The following is a 15842-nucleotide window of genomic DNA, read 5'->3' on the forward strand; positions in this document are numbered from 1 at the left end:
ATGAGCCGGCGTCACCGACCAAAGGCCCCCGACATGCAGGATGCACCGCTCAAACCCTTCCGCTTCGCCGACGCCGCGCGCATGGTGCGCACCGGCGTGCCGGTGGCAATGGTCACCATCGTCGAAGTCAAGGGCTCCGCGCCGCGCGAGCCAGGCATCCGCATGCTGGTCAGCGCCAACGACCTGGTCGGGACCATCGGCGGCGGGCACCTGGAATGGCGCGGCATGGATATCGCGCGTGCCATGCTCGATGAAGGCAAGGAGCAGCGCCGCATCGAGCGCATTCCGCTGGGCCCGGCGCTGGGCCAATGCTGCGGCGGCGTCGTGCAACTGGCTTTCGAAGTCCTCGGCAAGGATGACCTGCACTGGCTGGATGCCGTGGAGGCCGCTTTTGCCGCGGGCAAGCCATTGCAGCGCTCGGTGCCGGCCCATGGTGCCGTGACCTTTGCGCAAGCCCGTGCGGTCGTGCCGGCCGTCACACTGGAAGCCGACGGCTCATGGACCGACACCCTGGTGCCCGACGAAATGCACGTCGTGCTGTTCGGCGCGGGCCATGTCGGCCATGCCCTGGTGAAAGTCCTCGCCAACCTGCCCTGCCGCGTGCACTGGGTCGACGAGCGCGACACACTGTTCCCGGCCGGCCTGCCCGACAACGTCGAGGCCGAGGCCAGCGACACGCCCGAAGCCGTGGTGGCACAGGCGCCCGCGGGCAGCTATTTCCTGGTCATGACGCACAGCCACGCGCTGGACCAGACCCTGTGCGAGGAGATCTTCCGGCGCACGGACTTCGCGTACTTCGGGCTGATCGGGTCCAAGACCAAGCGCGCTCGCTTCGAACACCGGCTTGCGGACCATGGCGTCGACCCGGCACGCTTCCCGGAAATGACTTGCCCGATGGGGGTATCGGGGATCACAGACAAGGCTCCGGCTATGATTGCGGTAGCCATCGTCGCCCAGTTGCTGCAGGTCCGCGACCAGCGCCTCGCCGCGCTGCACGCGAGCCACGGGGAGACGGTGCATCCGTAACCACAAGACCGAGGCCCCCCATGACCATCGATGCCGCGCTGGCGGACAAGATCCGCCGTACCCCCAAGGCTGAACTGCACGTGCATATCGAAGGCACGCTCGAACCCGAGCTGATCTTCCGGCTGGCCCAGCGCAACCACGTGACCCTGCCCTACCCGAGCGTCGAGGCCCTGCGCGCGGCGTATGCATTCACCGACCTGCAATCGTTCCTGGATATCTACTACGCCGGCGCCAGCGTGCTGCTGACGGAGGAAGATTTCTTCGACATGACCATGGACTACGTCAAGCGCGCCGTCGCCGACAACGTCCGCCATGCCGAGATCTTCTTCGATCCGCAGACCCATACCGCGCGCGGCGTGCCGATCGGCACCGTGATCGACGGCATCGCCGACGCGCTGGCTCAGGCGCGCACCGAATACGATTTCTCGAGCAGCATGATCCTCTGCTTCCTGCGGCATCTGCCGGAGGAGGACGCATTCGCGACGCTGGAAGCCGCGCTGCCGTACCGTGACCGCTTCGTCGGCGTCGGGCTCGATTCTTCGGAACAAGGCAACCCGCCCGAGAAATTCGCGCGCGTGTTCGCGCGTGCCCGCGAACTCGGCCTGCACCTCGTGGCCCATGCCGGCGAGGAAGGCCCCGCGCAGTATGTCAGCGACGCGCTCGACATCCTCAAGGTCGAACGCATCGACCACGGCGTGCGTTCGATCGACGATGCCGCGCTGATCGAGCGCCTGGCGCGCGAGCGCGTGGCGCTGACGGTATGTCCGCTGTCGAACCAGAAGCTCAAGGTGCACCCGGACCTGCGCGAGCATCCGCTCAAGCGCATGCTCGATGCCGGCGTCATGATCACGCTGCACTCGGACGACCCGGCCTACTTCGGCGGCTACATGAACGCCAACTGGGAAGCCACGTTCGAGGCGCTGCCGCTCGATGCCGCCGATGCCCACCAGCTCGCGCGCAACAGTTTTGAAGCGGCCTTCCTGCCCCCGGTGCAGAAAGCCGAGTTCCTGGCGGAAGTCGACCACTTCTGGTCGGCAACGCCCACTTCCCCGCCCGCCACGGCCCCTGCGGCCTGAGCGCGGCGCATACCTATGCCCGGCCCTGCGCGCTTGCGCGGGCCGGTCCCGAGAGACAGACCATGACGACCACTCCCCCGACCCCGTCCATTACCCGCGCGATCCGCGGCCGCGTGCTGCATTTCCTGCGCGACCCGCAGTTCCATGAGGACGCCTATCAGTATTGGGAGGATGGTCTGCTGATCGTCACGGCTGGCCGCATCGTCGCGGCCGGCGACTACACCGCGCTCGCATCGCGCATCCCGGCCGGCGCCGAGGTGGTGGACCACCGCGGCAAGCTGATCGTGCCGGGCTTTATCGACACCCACGTGCACTACCCGCAGACCGACATCATCGCGTCGCCGTCGCCGGGCCTGCTGCACTGGCTGGACACCTACACCTTCCCCGAGGAACGCCGCTTTGCCGAGCCCGAATACGCGCGCGCGGTGGCCGGCTTTTTCACCGACGAACTGCTGCGCAACGGCACCACCAGCGCGGTGGTCTGGAGCACCGTGCACAAGGCCTCGGCCGAGGCGCTGTTTGCCGAGAGCGAGCAGCGCAACCTGCGCATGATCACCGGCAAGGTGATGATGGACCGCAACTGCCCCGAATTCCTGCGCGACACCGCCGAAACCGGCGCGCGCGATTCGGCCGACCTGCTGTCGCGCTGGCATAACAAGGGCCGCCTGGCCTACGCCATCACGCCGCGTTTCGCGCCGACCTCGACCGAAGCGCAGCTTGCCGCGTGCGGCGAGCTGGCCAGGGCCTATCCGGACGCGTTCATCCAGACCCATGTGGCCGAGAACCGCGACGAGGTGAAGTGGGTGGCCGAACTGTTCCCGGACGCGCGCAGCTACCTGGACGTGTACGACCGCTACGGGCTGCTGCGCCCGGGCGCGTTCTACGGCCACGCGATCTACCTGGACCAGGATGACCGCCGGCGCCTGGCCGACAGCGGCGCCGCGGTCGCGCACTGCCCGACCTCGAACCTGTTCCTCGGCAGCGGCTTCTACGACTTCCACCAGTCCGACGCCAACCGCCTGAACGTGACGCTGGCGACCGACGTCGGTGGCGGCACCTCGTTCTCGATGTTCCGCACCATGAACGCCGCGCACAAGGTCGCGCGCATGGGCGGCTACCACCTGACGGCGCTGCGCATGTTCTACCTGGCCACGCGCGCCGCGGCCGAGGCCCTGGGCTGGTCCGACCGCATCGGCAGCTTCAGCGAGGGCTGCGAGGCCGACTTCGTCGTGCTGGATCCGCAAGCCACGCCGCTGATTGCACGCCGCAGCGGCCGCTCCGAATCGCTGGAAGAACAGCTGTTCGCCTTTGCCATGCTCGGCGACGACCGCGTGATCGATAGCGTCTATGTGATGGGCGAGGCGGTGCAGGCGACGGTCATGTGATGACTGATCTACCTGCGGCCGCACCGCGCGGCCGCAGGTCGTTATTACCCGCGAGCGCTCCGGCATGAATTGACGGGGGTCAAGACTCGGAGCGGCGAAGCCCTCTAACCTTTACGGTTCCGTTGCCGGCCAAATCAGGCCTTCAGCAACGCCTGCAACCTGAAGGTTTCCATGACCACCACCGCTGCCACGCATCCCGAGGTAACGTTTGAAGCACCGGCCCGTGCCGACCAGCCGTTTCCTGAACCGATTGCCCCCGACCAGCCGCTGCCCTCGCGAAAGATCATCCGCGGCTGGCTGATCCCGCTGGGCCAGCGCAGCACGCCGCGCGCGCTGATGCTATTCGCCTTCGACTACCTGCTGTTCGCGGCCACGCTGGCCGGCATTGTGCTGGCCCCGCACTGGGCGGCCAAGCTCGGCCTGGGTGTGCTGGCCGGCCTGATCATCGCCCGGCTGTTCATCATCGGGCACGACGCCTGCCACCAGAGCCTGACGCCGCGCCGCGGCCTGAACAAGTGGCTGGGCCGCCTGACCTTCCTGCCGTCGCTGACGCCCTACAGCCTGTGGGAAGTCGGCCATAACGTCGTGCACCACGGCTACACCAACCTGAAGGGCTTCGACTTCGTCTGGGCGCCCTATTCGCTCGAGGAATTCCAGGCACTGCCGCGCTGGCGCCGGGTGATGGAGCGCATCTACCGCAACGGCTTCGGCGCCGGACTGTACTACCTGATCGAGATCTGGTGGTTCAAGCTGTTCTTCCCGAGCAAGCGCCAGATGGCCACGCGCCGGCCCATCTTCATGGCCGACTGCGCGCTGGTGGCCGCCTTTGGCGTCGCGTGGATCGGCGCGCTGGTGTGGGCCGCACTGGCGACCGGGCAATCGGCCTGGATCATGGTCGGTGCCGGTTTCGTACTGCCGTTCCTGGTCTGGAACCTGACGGTCGGCTTCGTGCTGTACGTGCACCACACCCATACCAGCGTGGCGTGGTACGACACCAAGAGCATGTGGGCCAAGGCCCAGCCCTTCGTCTCGACCACCGTCCACCTGCGTTTTCGCCATGGCATCGGCTCGGCGCTGCACCACATCATGGAGCACACCGCGCACCACGTGGACATGAGCGTGCCGCTGTACCGCCTGAAGCGCGCCCAGGCGCTGCTGGAACACGCGCTGCCGGGCCGCATCATCATCGAGAACTTCTCGTGGCGCTGGTATTTCGACACCGCGCGCCGCTGCAAGCTGTACGACTTCAAGGCCCTGTGCTGGACCGACTTCCGCGGCCGCCGCACCAGCGAGCAGTCGCCGGTGCCGGCCTGACAAGGCACGTTTTCCCGGCGGTGGACGCTCACCGCCGGCGCCGCTATAATCGCGGCTTCCATTGGGGAGTAGCCGCCCTGCTCTGAACGCGCCGCGCAATGCGGAATCCGGCAGACAGGGGCGTACGTCAACAGACTTGACCGCTTGCGGTTATGGCGTGCGCAGCTCCGGACCCGGCTGGCCATCAGGCCCAGCCCGATCCAAGGCCTGGCGAGACCGATGACCATACCTTTCTGGCCGGGCCGGGAAAGGTGTGCGTCATTGGCATCTCGCGATGCATGCGGCCCGGGTTACTCACACAACAACATGGAAGCCTTCCTCGTCTCCACAGGCATCGTCGCGCTCGCCGAAATGGGCGACAAGACGCAGTTGCTCTCGCTCGTCCTGGCCGCACGCTATCGCAAGCCCCTTCCCATCATCCTTGGCATCCTGATCGCCACCGTCGTCAATCACGGCTTTGCCGGCGCACTGGGCGGATGGATCACGCACGTGCTCGGCGACACGCTGCTGCGCTGGATCCTGGGCCTGGGCTTCATCGCCATGGCCGGCTGGATGCTGATCCCCGACAAGTTCGACGACGAAGAGGAAGCCAAACCCGTCAAGGGCGCTCTCGGCATCCTGGCCACCACCATCGTCGCGTTCTTCTTTGCCGAGATGGGCGACAAGACCCAGATCGCCACTGTTGCGCTGGCCGCCCGCTTCAACGGCGCGGTCCTGGCCGTGGTCGCCGGCACCACCTTCGGCATGATGCTGGCCAATGCGCCGGCCGTGCTGCTCGGCGACAAGTTCGCCAACAAGATGCCGATCGGCCTCGTGCACAAGATCGCCGCCTGCATCTTCCTGGTGCTGGGCGTGCTGGCGCTGCTGAATATCGGCGGCTGACCTTCGCAAGCGCCATCATGGGCGCGCCGGCTACACGCGCCCGGCGGTGTGGGATAATCGCGAGTTCTGCCCAGGGCGCAGCTCAAGAGGTTGTACGCACGGGCGCGCGAGGGGTCCCTATTCCCGTGGCCCCGGATCCTTTCTGCGATATCGACTCAACCACCCCACAATGCCCGCATACCGTTCCAAGACTTCCACCGCCGGCCGCAACATGGCAGGTGCGCGCTCCCTGTGGCGCGCCACCGGCATGAAAGACGACGATTTCAACAAGCCGATCATCGCGGTGGTGAACTCGTTCACCCAGTTCGTGCCCGGCCACGTCCACCTGAAGGACCTGGGCCAGCTGGTCGCGCGCGAGATCGAGGCCGCCGGCGGCGTGGCCAAGGAATTCAACACCATCGCGGTCGATGACGGCATCGCCATGGGCCACGACGGCATGCTCTATTCGCTGCCGAGCCGCGACATCATCGCCGACTCGGTCGAATACATGGTCAACGCGCACTGCGCCGACGCCATGGTGTGCATCTCGAACTGCGACAAGATCACCCCGGGCATGCTGATGGCAGCGATGCGCCTGAACATTCCCGTGATCTTCGTCTCGGGCGGCCCCATGGAAGCCGGCAAGACGCGCCTGGCCAACCCCGTCACCAAGGCCGTCGAATTCAAGAAGCTCGACCTCGTCGACGCCATGGTGATCGCCGCCGACTCGTCCTATTCCGACGCCGACGTGGCCGAGGTGGAGCGCTCCGCCTGCCCGACTTGCGGTTCCTGCTCGGGCATGTTCACGGCCAACTCGATGAACTGCCTGACCGAGGCGCTGGGCCTGTCGCTGCCCGGCAACGGCACGGTGGTCGCCACGCACGCGGACCGCGAGCAGCTGTTCAAGCGCGCCGGCAGCCGCATCGTCGAACTCGCCCGCCAGTACTACGAACAGGAGGACGCGCGCATCCTGCCGCGCTCGGTCGGCTTCAAGGCCTTCGAGAACGCGATGACGCTGGACATCGCCATGGGCGGCTCGACCAACACCATCCTGCACCTGCTGGCGATTGCGCAAGAAGCCGGCATCGATTTCACGATGACCGACATCGACCGCCTGTCGCGCGTCGTGCCGCAGCTGTGCAAGGTCGCGCCCAACACCAACAAGTACCACATCGAGGATGTGCACCGCGCGGGCGGCATCATGGCGATCCTCGGCGAGCTTGAGCGCGCCGGCAAGCTGCACACCGATGTGCCGACCGTGCACGCCGCCACGCTCGGCGATGCGCTGAACCAGTGGGACATCACCCGCACGCAGGACGACGCCGTCAAGACCTTCTACATGGCCGGCCCGGCCGGCATTCCGACGCAGGTCGCATTCAGCCAGAACACGCGCTGGCCCAGCCTGGACCTGGACCGTGCCGAGGGCTGCATCCGCTCGTACGAGCACGCGTTCTCGAAGGAAGGCGGCCTGGCCGTGCTGACCGGCAATATCGCGCTCGATGGCTGCGTGGTGAAGACCGCCGGCGTCGATGAAAGCATCCTGGTGTTCGAGGGTTCGGCCCACGTTACCGAGTCGCAGGACGAAGCCGTCGAGAACATCCTCAACGACAAGGTCAAGGCCGGCGACGTGGTGATCGTGCGCTACGAAGGTCCCAAGGGCGGCCCCGGCATGCAGGAAATGCTCTACCCGACGAGCTATATCAAGTCCAAGGGCCTGGGCAAGGCGTGCGCGCTGCTGACCGACGGCCGCTTCTCGGGCGGCACCTCGGGTCTGTCCATCGGCCACTGCTCGCCGGAAGCGGCGGCTGGCGGCGCGATCGGCCTGGTGCGCGACGGCGACAAGATCCGCATCGACATTCCGAACCGCACGATCAACGTGCTCGTGTCGGATGAGGAACTGGCACGCCGCCGCGCGGAGCAGAACGCCAAGGGGTGGAGGCCGGCCAAGGCGCGTCCGCGCAAGGTGTCGGCTGCGCTCAAGGCGTATGCGAAGCTGGTCATGTCGGCGGACAAGGGTGCGGTGCGGGATCTGTCGCTGCTGGATGACTGATTCGGTATGGGCTAGTGGTCCGCCTGAAGCATAAGCCGCTCTTCGGAGCGGTTTTTTTTGGTTCCTCGGCGGGTTTTGGTGGTGACTGGATTGTCGTTCTTGGCGGGCGCCGCTGTTTCGCCGGCGTGGCCGGCGGGGGCTTTGTGGTGATGATTGGATCGGCGTTCCTCAGCCACGAAAACGCGTTTTTGGTTACTTTTGTCGCGAGACAAAAGTGACTCGCCGGCTACGCCGGCGAAACAGCAGCGCCCGCCAAGCACGACAACCCCGTCATTACCCATTCCCCGCAATCCGGCGAAGAATCTCTCCCTCCCATCATGCCGAGCTCAAAAAAAACGGAGCCGAAGCCCCGTTCAAACCCTCGCCGGTCCGGTACTGACGGCCGCCAGACTGCGCGACCACCGGACCGTCGATCACCGATGCTCAGTTTTCGTGGGCCCGCTCGCCGGCGAGCCCTCATGCTGAATGAAGATCAGTTCGTCGTCTTGGCACCGCCTTCAAACCACTGCCCCAGCAGCGCACGTTCGTCGTCCGTGATCTGCGTCACATTGCCCAGCGGCATGGCCTTCTGCTGGACAGCCTGCTGGTAGATCAGCTGGGCGTGCGCCTTGATCTCGTCGGCGGTGTCGAGCTTGATGCCCTTGGCCGCGGTCGGCATCATCTTCGGCGCTTCGGCGTGGCACTGCACGCAGCGCGTATTGATCACTTCCTGGACCTTGGTGAAGCTCACCGCGGTGGCAGCGGCTTCAGCACCGTTGCTGGCTACGACCGGACGCGGCTGCGGCGCGATCAACACGGCCACTACGCCGAGCGCGGCAACGCCGGCAGCAGGCCACAGCACATTGATCTTGCCCTTGTGCTTCAGGATGAAGAACTGGCGGATCAGCACGCCGGCCAGCATGATCAGGATCAGCACCAGCCAGTTGTTCTTGGCGGCGTAGGTCATGCTGTAGTGGTTCGACAACATGGCGAACAGCACCGGCAGCGTGAAGTAGGTGTTGTGCACGCTGCGCTGCTTGCCGCGCTTGCCGTGGATCGGGTCCACCGGCTGGCCGGCTTTCAGTGCCGCCACGACCTTGCGCTGGCCCGGGATGATCCACACCAGCACGTTGGCGCTCATGATCGTCGCCACCATCGCGCCGGTCAGCAGGAACGCCGCGCGGCCCGAGAAGATGTGGCAGGCGACGAAGGCCGCGGCCGCGATGTAGAGCGCCACCAGGATGCCGACCAGACGGTCGTTCTTGCCGAACAGGCGGCAGATGCTGTCATAGACGATCCAGCCGATCAGCAGGTACGACACCGCGAAGCCGACGGCCGCGCCAGGGGACATGTCGAACACGCTCTTGTCGATCAGGAACGTGCTGGCGTTGAACAGGTACAGCACCACCAGCAGCGCGAAACCGCTCATCCAGGTCGAGTACGACTCCCAGTAGAACCAGTGCAGGTTCTCGGGCAGCGACTTCGGCGCGGTCAGGTACTTCTGCGGGTTGTAGAAGCCGCCGCCGTGCACGGCCCACAGCTCGCCGTCCACGCCCTTCTCCTTCAGGTCGGGGGCGATGGGCTTGGTCAGGCTGTTGTCCAGCCAGACGAAATAGAACGAGGAACCGATCCATGCGATGGCGGTGATGACGTGCACCCACCGCAGCAGCATATTGGCCCAGTCGAGGATATAGCCTTCCATGTCTTGTCTCCTGTTTCCCTAGACCACCGGATCAGCTGCCGCGGTAGGTCGAGTACGACCACGGCGAAACCAGGAGCGGCACGTGGTAGTGCGCATTGGGGTCGGCAATGCCGAAACGCAGGGGCACGACGTTCAGGAACGCCGGTTCAGGCAGCTTCACGCCTTGCGCGCGGAAGTAGTCGCCCGCGGCGAACTCCAGCTCGTACTCGCCGACGGCAAGGTCGGCGCCTTCCAGCAAGGGCTGGTCGCAACGGCCGTCGTGGTTGGTGACCACGGTCTTCAGCGTTTCGCGGCGATTGTTGACAATTTTATGGAGAGTAATCGACATACCCTGGCCCGGCGTGCCGGCTGCGGTGTCGAGAACGTGGGTGGTCAAGCGTCCCATCGTATTGGTCCTTTTGCGATTGGGTTGTGAGGGGCGCCGCTGCCTTCACTAGCACCATATGTGGGAATGGTGCCCGCTCGGTACGTCATTTAACGCATCCCGGCGCCGGGTTGGTGCGTGGCGACAATGCGCCTGCACCGGCCCGGTTGACAACTGAGGGATAACCCTTAGTTGTCGAAAACCTGATTCTGTTTTGTTGACAATATTGAATGCCTAACCAAATAATTGTCAACAATTTTCGGATCACCGCTTGCTGATAGCCGGGATTTCCCGGTGCCACAGACGGTGGTCCCGCAGGGGCCGCGGCCCGCTGTTTCCGTCCTACCGCTTGGTGCCAAGATGTCCAAGAGCCTGAAGCTGATTGCCGGTGTCGCCGACGCCGCCCTGACCGAACAGAAATCCGAGAAGCCCGCACGCAAGGGCTCGGTCGAGGAGCGCATGTATCACGAGATCTACGACGCGATCATGGAGCACCGGCTGCCGCCGCGCACCAAGCTGACCGAGCATTCGCTTTGCGAGATCTATGCCACGGCACGGCACACGGTACGCAAGGTGCTGTCGCACCTGGCCGCTGACGGCATGGTGGACCTCGAACCCAACCGCGGCGCCTTTATCGCCAGCCCGTCCACCGACGAGGCGCACGACATGTTCGAACTGCGCCAGATGATGGAACGCGCCGTGCTCGACAAGCTCGCCGCCATGCCCGACGTGAAGACCGTGATCGCGCCGCTGCGCAAGATGGTGGCCAGCGAGCGCCAGGCCTTCCTCACGCACGACCGTCCTACCTGGATCCGCCTGTCGGCCGAGTTCCACACCGCGCTGGCCGAGCTGTCCGGCAACGCGTTGCTGGTCAACATGATGCGCCGGCTGGTCTCGCGCACCACGCTGATGATCGCCAGCGTGGAAGCGCCCGGCAATAACGCGTGCTCGTTCGACGAGCACGAGGAAATCCTCGACGCACTGGAACAGGGCGATGCCGCGCTGGCCCAGTCGCGCATGGCGCACCACCTCGGCGCCTGCGCCGACCGCGTACAGCCCGACGATCCGGGCGCCTTCGATCTTCGCAGCGTGCTGGGCCGCTCCACCTAGCACGGTGTTCCCGCCGGCATCACAGAGCACGAGGCCTGGCAGCGCCGCCCATGACAGCGTCCTGAAGGACGCGGCGGCGGCGCTGTCCCAAAAGGAGGCCACGGAGGCCGGTGTTCCCATCAAACCAAAGGAGAGGAGACACACCCAATGACTTCCGCAAGCACCACGGTCCCGACGGACCTGACCAACGAGCGTTTGCCCTCCGGGCGCCTGCTCGCACTCGGACTGCAGCATGTGCTGGTGATGTATGCCGGAACCGTCGCTGTCCCCCTGATCATCGGTGGCGCGCTGAAGCTGCCCAAGGACCAGCTGGCTTTCCTGATCAACGCGGACCTGTTCGCCGCCGGCCTGGCCACGCTGATCCAGGCCTTCGGCTTCTGGAAGTTCGGCATCCGCATGCCCGTGATGATGGGCGTGACCTTTGCCTCGGTGGCGCCGATGATCGCCATCGGCTCCGACCCGAACATCGGCCTGCTTGGCATCTATGGCGCGGTGATCGCCTCGGGCGTGTTCGGCATTCTGGTCGCACCGTTGATGGGCCGCATGCTTGGCTTGTTTCCGCCCGTGGTCACTGGCACCGTGATCACGCTGATCGGCGTGTCGCTGATGCGCGTGGGCATCAACTGGGCGGCCGGCGGCCAGCCGACCACGCGTGCGGTGATCGACGGCGTGGTCAAGGAAGTCCCCAACCTGGCCTACGGCGACCTGAGCAGCCTCGGCATTGCAGGGCTCACGCTGGCGATCATCCTGCTGCTGACCAAGTACGGCCGCGGCCTGGTGGCCAACTGCGCGGTGCTGCTCGGCATCATCGCCGGCACGCTGGTGGCCATGGCCATGGGCAAGGTCTCGTTCGAGGGCCTGGACGAAGCGAGCTTCGTTGCCGTCATCACGCCGCTGCACTTCGGCATCCCGACCTTCGAAGTGAGCGCGATCCTGTCGATGTGCATCGTCATGCTGATCACGCTGGTGGAATCGACCGGCATGTTCCTGGCGCTGTCGGACATCACCGGCAAGAAGCTCAGCAACGAAGAGCTGACCCGCGGCCTGCGCGCCGACGGCCTGGGCACGGTGATCGGCGGCGTCTTCAACACCTTCCCGTACACCTCGTTCTCGCAGAACGTGGGCCTGGTGACCGTGACCGGCGTGCGCTCGCGCTATGTGGCGGCGGCCGGCGGCATCATCCTGATCGCGTTCGGCCTGTTCCCCAAGATGGCGCACGTGGTGGCATCGGTGCCGCAGTTCGTGCTCGGCGGTGCCGGCATCGTGATGTTCGGCATGGTGGCCGCCACCGGCATCCGCATCCTGGGCAGCTGCGATTTCAACCGCAACCGCCACAACCTGTTCATCGTCGCCATCGCGATCGGCTTCGGCATGATCCCGACCCTGGCGCCGACGTTCTTCCAGTACCTGCCGAAGTGGACGGTCCCGTTCACCCACAGCGGGATCGTGCTCGGCACCATCGTGGCCGTGGCACTGAACCTCTTCTACAACGGCATCCAGTCGCGCGAAGAGGCCATGCGCAACGCGGCCGCGAATTCGCACGGCACGGAGTAATCGCAGCAACCGGGACCGCGGCCGACGCGGCGGCATGAATGGCACGCTCATTGCGTAGTCTGCAGCGCTTCCACGCACTGCAGCGTGCCGGCCGCCGCAAGGCACAGCGGTCCCAGGCCGATCCACCGCAAGGATGGACGGCCGGTTCCCTGAAGCAGATACGACCCATGACAAAGCAGAACTATCCACGCGATCTCATCGGCTACGGCGCCCGGCCGCCGCACGCCCGCTGGCCTGGCGGCGCGCGCGTCGCCCTGCAGTTCGTCCTCAACTACGAAGAGGGCGGCGAGAACTGCGTCCTGCACGGCGATGCCGCATCCGAGCAGTTCCTCTCCGAAATCGTCGGCGCCGCGGCCTACCCCGACCGCCACATGAGCATGGAGGGGATCTACGAATACGGCTCGCGCGCGGGCGTCTGGCGCATCCTGCGCGAGTTCGAGCGCCGCGGCCTGCCGCTGACCATTTTCGGCGTGTCGATGGCGCTGCAGCGCCATCCGGAACTCACGCGCGCGTTTGTGGAGCTGGGCCATGAGATCGCCTGCCACGGCTGGCGCTGGATCCACTACCAGAACATTGATGAAGCCACCGAGCGCGAGCACATGCGCATCGGCATGCAGATCATCAAGGAGCTGACCGGCTCGATGCCGCTTGGCTGGTACACCGGCCGCGACAGCCCCAATACGCGCCGCCTGGTGGTGGAGCACGGCGGCCTGCTGTACGACTCGGACTACTACGGCGACGACCTGCCCTTCTGGACCGAAGTGGAAGTCACCGGCGGCGAGAAGAAGCCGCACCTCGTGGTGCCCTACACGCTCGACTCCAACGACATGCGCTTCGCCACGCCGCAGGGCTTCAATACGGGCGAGCAGTTTTTCCAGTACCTGAAGGATGCCTTCGACGTGCTGTACGAAGAAGGCGACCCCAGCGGCCTGGACCAGCCCAAGATGCTGTCGATCGGCATGCATTGCCGCCTGCTGGGCCGCCCGGGGCGCTTCCGCGCGCTGCAGCGCTTCCTCGACTATGTGCAGGGCCACGACAAGGTGTGGATCTGCCGGCGTGTCGATATCGCCCGCCACTGGGCCACGACCCACCCCTACACTTCCCGCAACCAAGCATGAGCCAGACCTACTCCATCGCCCAACTCAATGCCATGCCCGCCGCCGAATTCGTGACGGTGCTGGGTGGCCTGTATGAACACTCGCCGTGGTTCGCCGAAGCCGCCGCGGCGCAGCGCCCGTTCGCGAACGTGGCGGAACTGGCCGGCGCACTGCGCAAGGCCGTGGATGAAGCGGGCACCGACGCGCAGGTCAAACTGGTGCGTGCCCACCCGGAGCTGGCCGGCAAGGCCGCGGTGCGCGGCGAGCTGACGGCCGAGTCCACGCGCGAACAGAGCGGCGCGGGCCTGAATCTTTGCACGCCCGAAGAATTCGAGCGACTGCAGTCGCTCAATGCGAACTACAACCAGAAGTTCGGCTTCCCGTTCATCCTGGCCGTACGCGGCTATGACCGCGCCGGCATCATCAACGAGTTTGCCCGCCGCATCGACAACACGCCTGAAGCGGAGTTGCAAACTTGCATCAACCAGATCCATCGCATTGCGCAGTTCCGCCTTGACGACTTAGTATCCGGCTGAACAAAAAAAGCGCCGCCTGTATAACAAAAACGCTGTACCCGATGCCGCCGGCACCCCGGCCCGCGACTGATGATGCGGGCCCGTCAACCGAGCCCAGACCAGGCGGCACCACAGAAGCGTAAAGACCAGAACAAGAACCCGACAGGGACCCAGTACACAACGTTCCAAGCAGGATCAAAACCACGGAGGTCTAAACATGCAGAAGCAGTACAAGCCGGCAATGAAGCTGGCAGCGATCGCGGCTACCCTTCTTTCCGGCACGGCCATGGCACAGTCCAGCGTGACGCTGTACGGCCAGGCCGATATGTTTGTCGGCGGCTTCAAGGACGTGGGCGGCGCGAGCCGCGCATGGGTCGCCAACTCGGGCGGCATGCAGACGTCGTACTGGGGCATCAAGGGTACGGAAGACCTGGGCAGCGGCAACAAGGCCATCTTCGACCTGAACGGCTTCTTCCGCACGGACTCGGGCAAGATGGGCCGCTTCGACGGCGACGCCATGTTCACGCGCAACGCCTACGTCGGCCTGCAGAACGACAAGTACGGTACCGTCAAGCTGGGCCGCAACACTACGCCCTACTTCATCTCGACCATCCTGTTCAACCCGCTGGTCGATTCGTACGTGTTCTCGCCGATGGTCTTCCACACGTACCTGGTCTCGCCGACGAACTCGATTCCCGGCAAGCTGAACGACCCGGGCATCATCGGCGATTCGGGCTGGAACAACTCGGTGCTGTACAGCACGCCTAACTTCGGCGGCCTCACCGCCAACGTGATCTATTCGTTCGGCGAGCAACCCGGCAAGACCAGCGAGAACAAGTGGGGCGGCAACCTGATGTACTTCAACGGCCCGTTCGCAGCCACGCTGGCCTACCAGCAGGTCAAGTTCAACATCCAGCCGGTGGGTGACCTGTTCGTGCCGACCGGCTTCGACAGGCAAGACGCCGTCCAGGGCGGCATCACGTACGATTTCCAGGTGGTCAAGCTGTTCGCGCAGGGCCAGTACATCAAGACCCGCATCAACGGCGCCGGCAACGGCGGCGACCTCAAGCACACCAACGGCCAGGTCGGCGTTTCGGTGCCGGTAGGCGCGGGCAGCGTGCTGGTCTCGTACGCCTACGACAAGACCAAGAATGACGTGACCGACTTCAAGCGCAACACCGCGGCCATCGCCTACGACTACAATCTGTCCAAGCGTACCGACGTCTACGCGGCGTACTATTACGACAAGCGCAACGACATGGAACACGGCGACACGTTTGGCGTTGGCATGCGCCACAAGTTCTGACGCACCACACGGTACCGTCAGCTGCACTGAGCCCGCCGCCCGGCGGGCTTTTTTGTTGCCACTCACGCATCACATCCGGCACGGCCGTGCCGCACTTATGTTGCAACGCCGCATAATCTGCCACGAACAGCGCGGATTGACAGCCATCGCTCCATAGGCGGATTCAATTGGAAGCCGGCCGGCACGCTGCCTAGATTGGTTCTCCGGACTATTAAAACCACAGCGAGACAGGTGACTCATGCGGCGAAATGCGAAGACCCGTTCCGAACTGATGGCCATCCTGAACCAGTGCCTGGATAACAACCCCGAATGCGGCGAATGTGAACTTCACGCGGTACGAATGCACCAGCCAGACCATACCGGCTGCAACTGGAGTGCGGAAGTGAACTTCCCGCAGGAGTATGTAGAGAATCTGGACACGCAGCTTGCGGCCGCCAGGTCGATCATCGTGGTCATGCGCGAGCAGTACAACGTGCTGCAATAGCAACCGGGCGCGGCGCGCC

Annotated in this window: 15 protein-coding genes and 1 riboswitch; of the genes, 13 read left to right on the forward strand and 2 right to left on the reverse strand. The window is 65.2% G+C overall.

From position 1 onward, the window contains the following. Positions 1-33: 33 nt before the first annotated feature. The 7 genes from xdhC (at position 34) to CupriaWKF_RS11355 (ending at position 7930) form a co-directional block, all read left to right on the forward strand. Positions 34-1026 (forward strand): xanthine dehydrogenase accessory protein XdhC, encoded by a 993-nt coding sequence (gene xdhC / locus CupriaWKF_RS11325; protein ID WP_276100772.1) that lies wholly within the window; start codon positions 34-36, stop codon positions 1024-1026. A gap of 20 nt (positions 1027-1046) precedes the next feature. Further along, positions 1047-2102: an adenosine deaminase gene (locus tag CupriaWKF_RS11330; protein WP_276097976.1), complete on the forward strand. Its 1056-nt coding sequence runs from the start codon at positions 1047-1049 to the stop codon at positions 2100-2102. Positions 2103-2164: 62 nt separating this feature from the next. Further along, positions 2165-3487 carry a guanine deaminase gene (gene guaD, locus CupriaWKF_RS11335; RefSeq protein ID WP_276097977.1) on the forward strand — a complete coding sequence of 441 codons (1323 nt, stop codon included), beginning with the start codon at positions 2165-2167 and terminating at the stop codon, positions 3485-3487. Positions 3488-3658: 171 nt separating this feature from the next. Further along, on the forward strand, positions 3659-4801 hold the full coding sequence (locus CupriaWKF_RS11340; RefSeq protein WP_276097978.1) for a fatty acid desaturase: 1143 nt from the start codon (positions 3659-3661) through the stop codon (positions 4799-4801). Positions 4802-4852: 51 nt separating this feature from the next. Next, positions 4853-5044, forward strand: a riboswitch (yybP-ykoY riboswitch). A 63-nt stretch (positions 5045-5107) separates the two neighbouring features. Continuing rightward, on the forward strand, positions 5108-5683 hold the full coding sequence (locus CupriaWKF_RS11345) for a TMEM165/GDT1 family protein (RefSeq protein ID WP_276097979.1): 576 nt from the start codon (positions 5108-5110) through the stop codon (positions 5681-5683). A gap of 169 nt (positions 5684-5852) precedes the next feature. Then, positions 5853-7712, forward strand: coding sequence for a dihydroxy-acid dehydratase (ilvD, locus tag CupriaWKF_RS11350; protein ID WP_276097980.1), 1860 nt, complete (start codon positions 5853-5855; stop codon positions 7710-7712). A gap of 14 nt (positions 7713-7726) precedes the next feature. After that, positions 7727-7930 carry a hypothetical protein gene (locus tag CupriaWKF_RS11355; protein ID WP_276097981.1) on the forward strand — a complete coding sequence of 68 codons (204 nt, stop codon included), beginning with the start codon at positions 7727-7729 and terminating at the stop codon, positions 7928-7930. A gap of 254 nt (positions 7931-8184) precedes the next feature. On the opposite strand, the gene CupriaWKF_RS11360 is transcribed toward CupriaWKF_RS11355, so the two are convergent. Together CupriaWKF_RS11360 and uraH are read right to left on the reverse strand one after the other, a co-directional pair. Beyond that, positions 8185-9393, reverse strand: a complete 1209-nt coding sequence (locus tag CupriaWKF_RS11360; protein WP_276097982.1) for a urate hydroxylase PuuD — start codon at positions 9391-9393, stop codon at positions 8185-8187. A gap of 31 nt (positions 9394-9424) precedes the next feature. After that, positions 9425-9778, reverse strand: a complete 354-nt coding sequence (gene uraH / locus CupriaWKF_RS11365; protein WP_276097983.1) for a hydroxyisourate hydrolase — start codon at positions 9776-9778, stop codon at positions 9425-9427. A gap of 339 nt (positions 9779-10117) precedes the next feature. Here uraH and CupriaWKF_RS11370 point away from each other — a divergent pair, with 339 nt between their 5' ends. The 6 genes from CupriaWKF_RS11370 to CupriaWKF_RS11395 all read left to right on the forward strand — a co-directional run bounded on the left by CupriaWKF_RS11370 (position 10118) and on the right by CupriaWKF_RS11395 (position 15823). Beyond that, complete coding sequence (locus tag CupriaWKF_RS11370) at positions 10118-10867, forward strand: GntR family transcriptional regulator (RefSeq protein ID WP_276097984.1); 750 nt, start codon at positions 10118-10120, stop codon at positions 10865-10867. Positions 10868-11014: 147 nt separating this feature from the next. Beyond that, on the forward strand, positions 11015-12421 hold the full coding sequence (locus CupriaWKF_RS11375) for a nucleobase:cation symporter-2 family protein (protein ID WP_276097985.1): 1407 nt from the start codon (positions 11015-11017) through the stop codon (positions 12419-12421). A gap of 167 nt (positions 12422-12588) precedes the next feature. Further along, positions 12589-13539: an allantoinase PuuE gene (puuE, locus tag CupriaWKF_RS11380; protein ID WP_276097986.1), complete on the forward strand. Its 951-nt coding sequence runs from the start codon at positions 12589-12591 to the stop codon at positions 13537-13539. Next, entirely contained in the window at positions 13536-14054 is a 519-nt protein-coding gene (uraD, locus tag CupriaWKF_RS11385; protein WP_276097987.1) for a 2-oxo-4-hydroxy-4-carboxy-5-ureidoimidazoline decarboxylase, read from the forward strand. The genes puuE and uraD overlap by 4 nt, the downstream gene beginning before the upstream one ends. A gap of 196 nt (positions 14055-14250) precedes the next feature. Continuing rightward, positions 14251-15339, forward strand: coding sequence for a porin (locus tag CupriaWKF_RS11390; protein WP_276097988.1), 1089 nt, complete (start codon positions 14251-14253; stop codon positions 15337-15339). Between the two features lie 238 nt (positions 15340-15577). Beyond that, complete coding sequence (locus CupriaWKF_RS11395; protein ID WP_276097989.1) at positions 15578-15823, forward strand: hypothetical protein; 246 nt, start codon at positions 15578-15580, stop codon at positions 15821-15823. Positions 15824-15842: the final 19 nt, after the last annotated feature.

It is taken from the genome of Cupriavidus sp. WKF15 (assembly GCF_029278605.1).
GTDB lineage: Bacteria > Pseudomonadota > Gammaproteobacteria > Burkholderiales > Burkholderiaceae > Cupriavidus.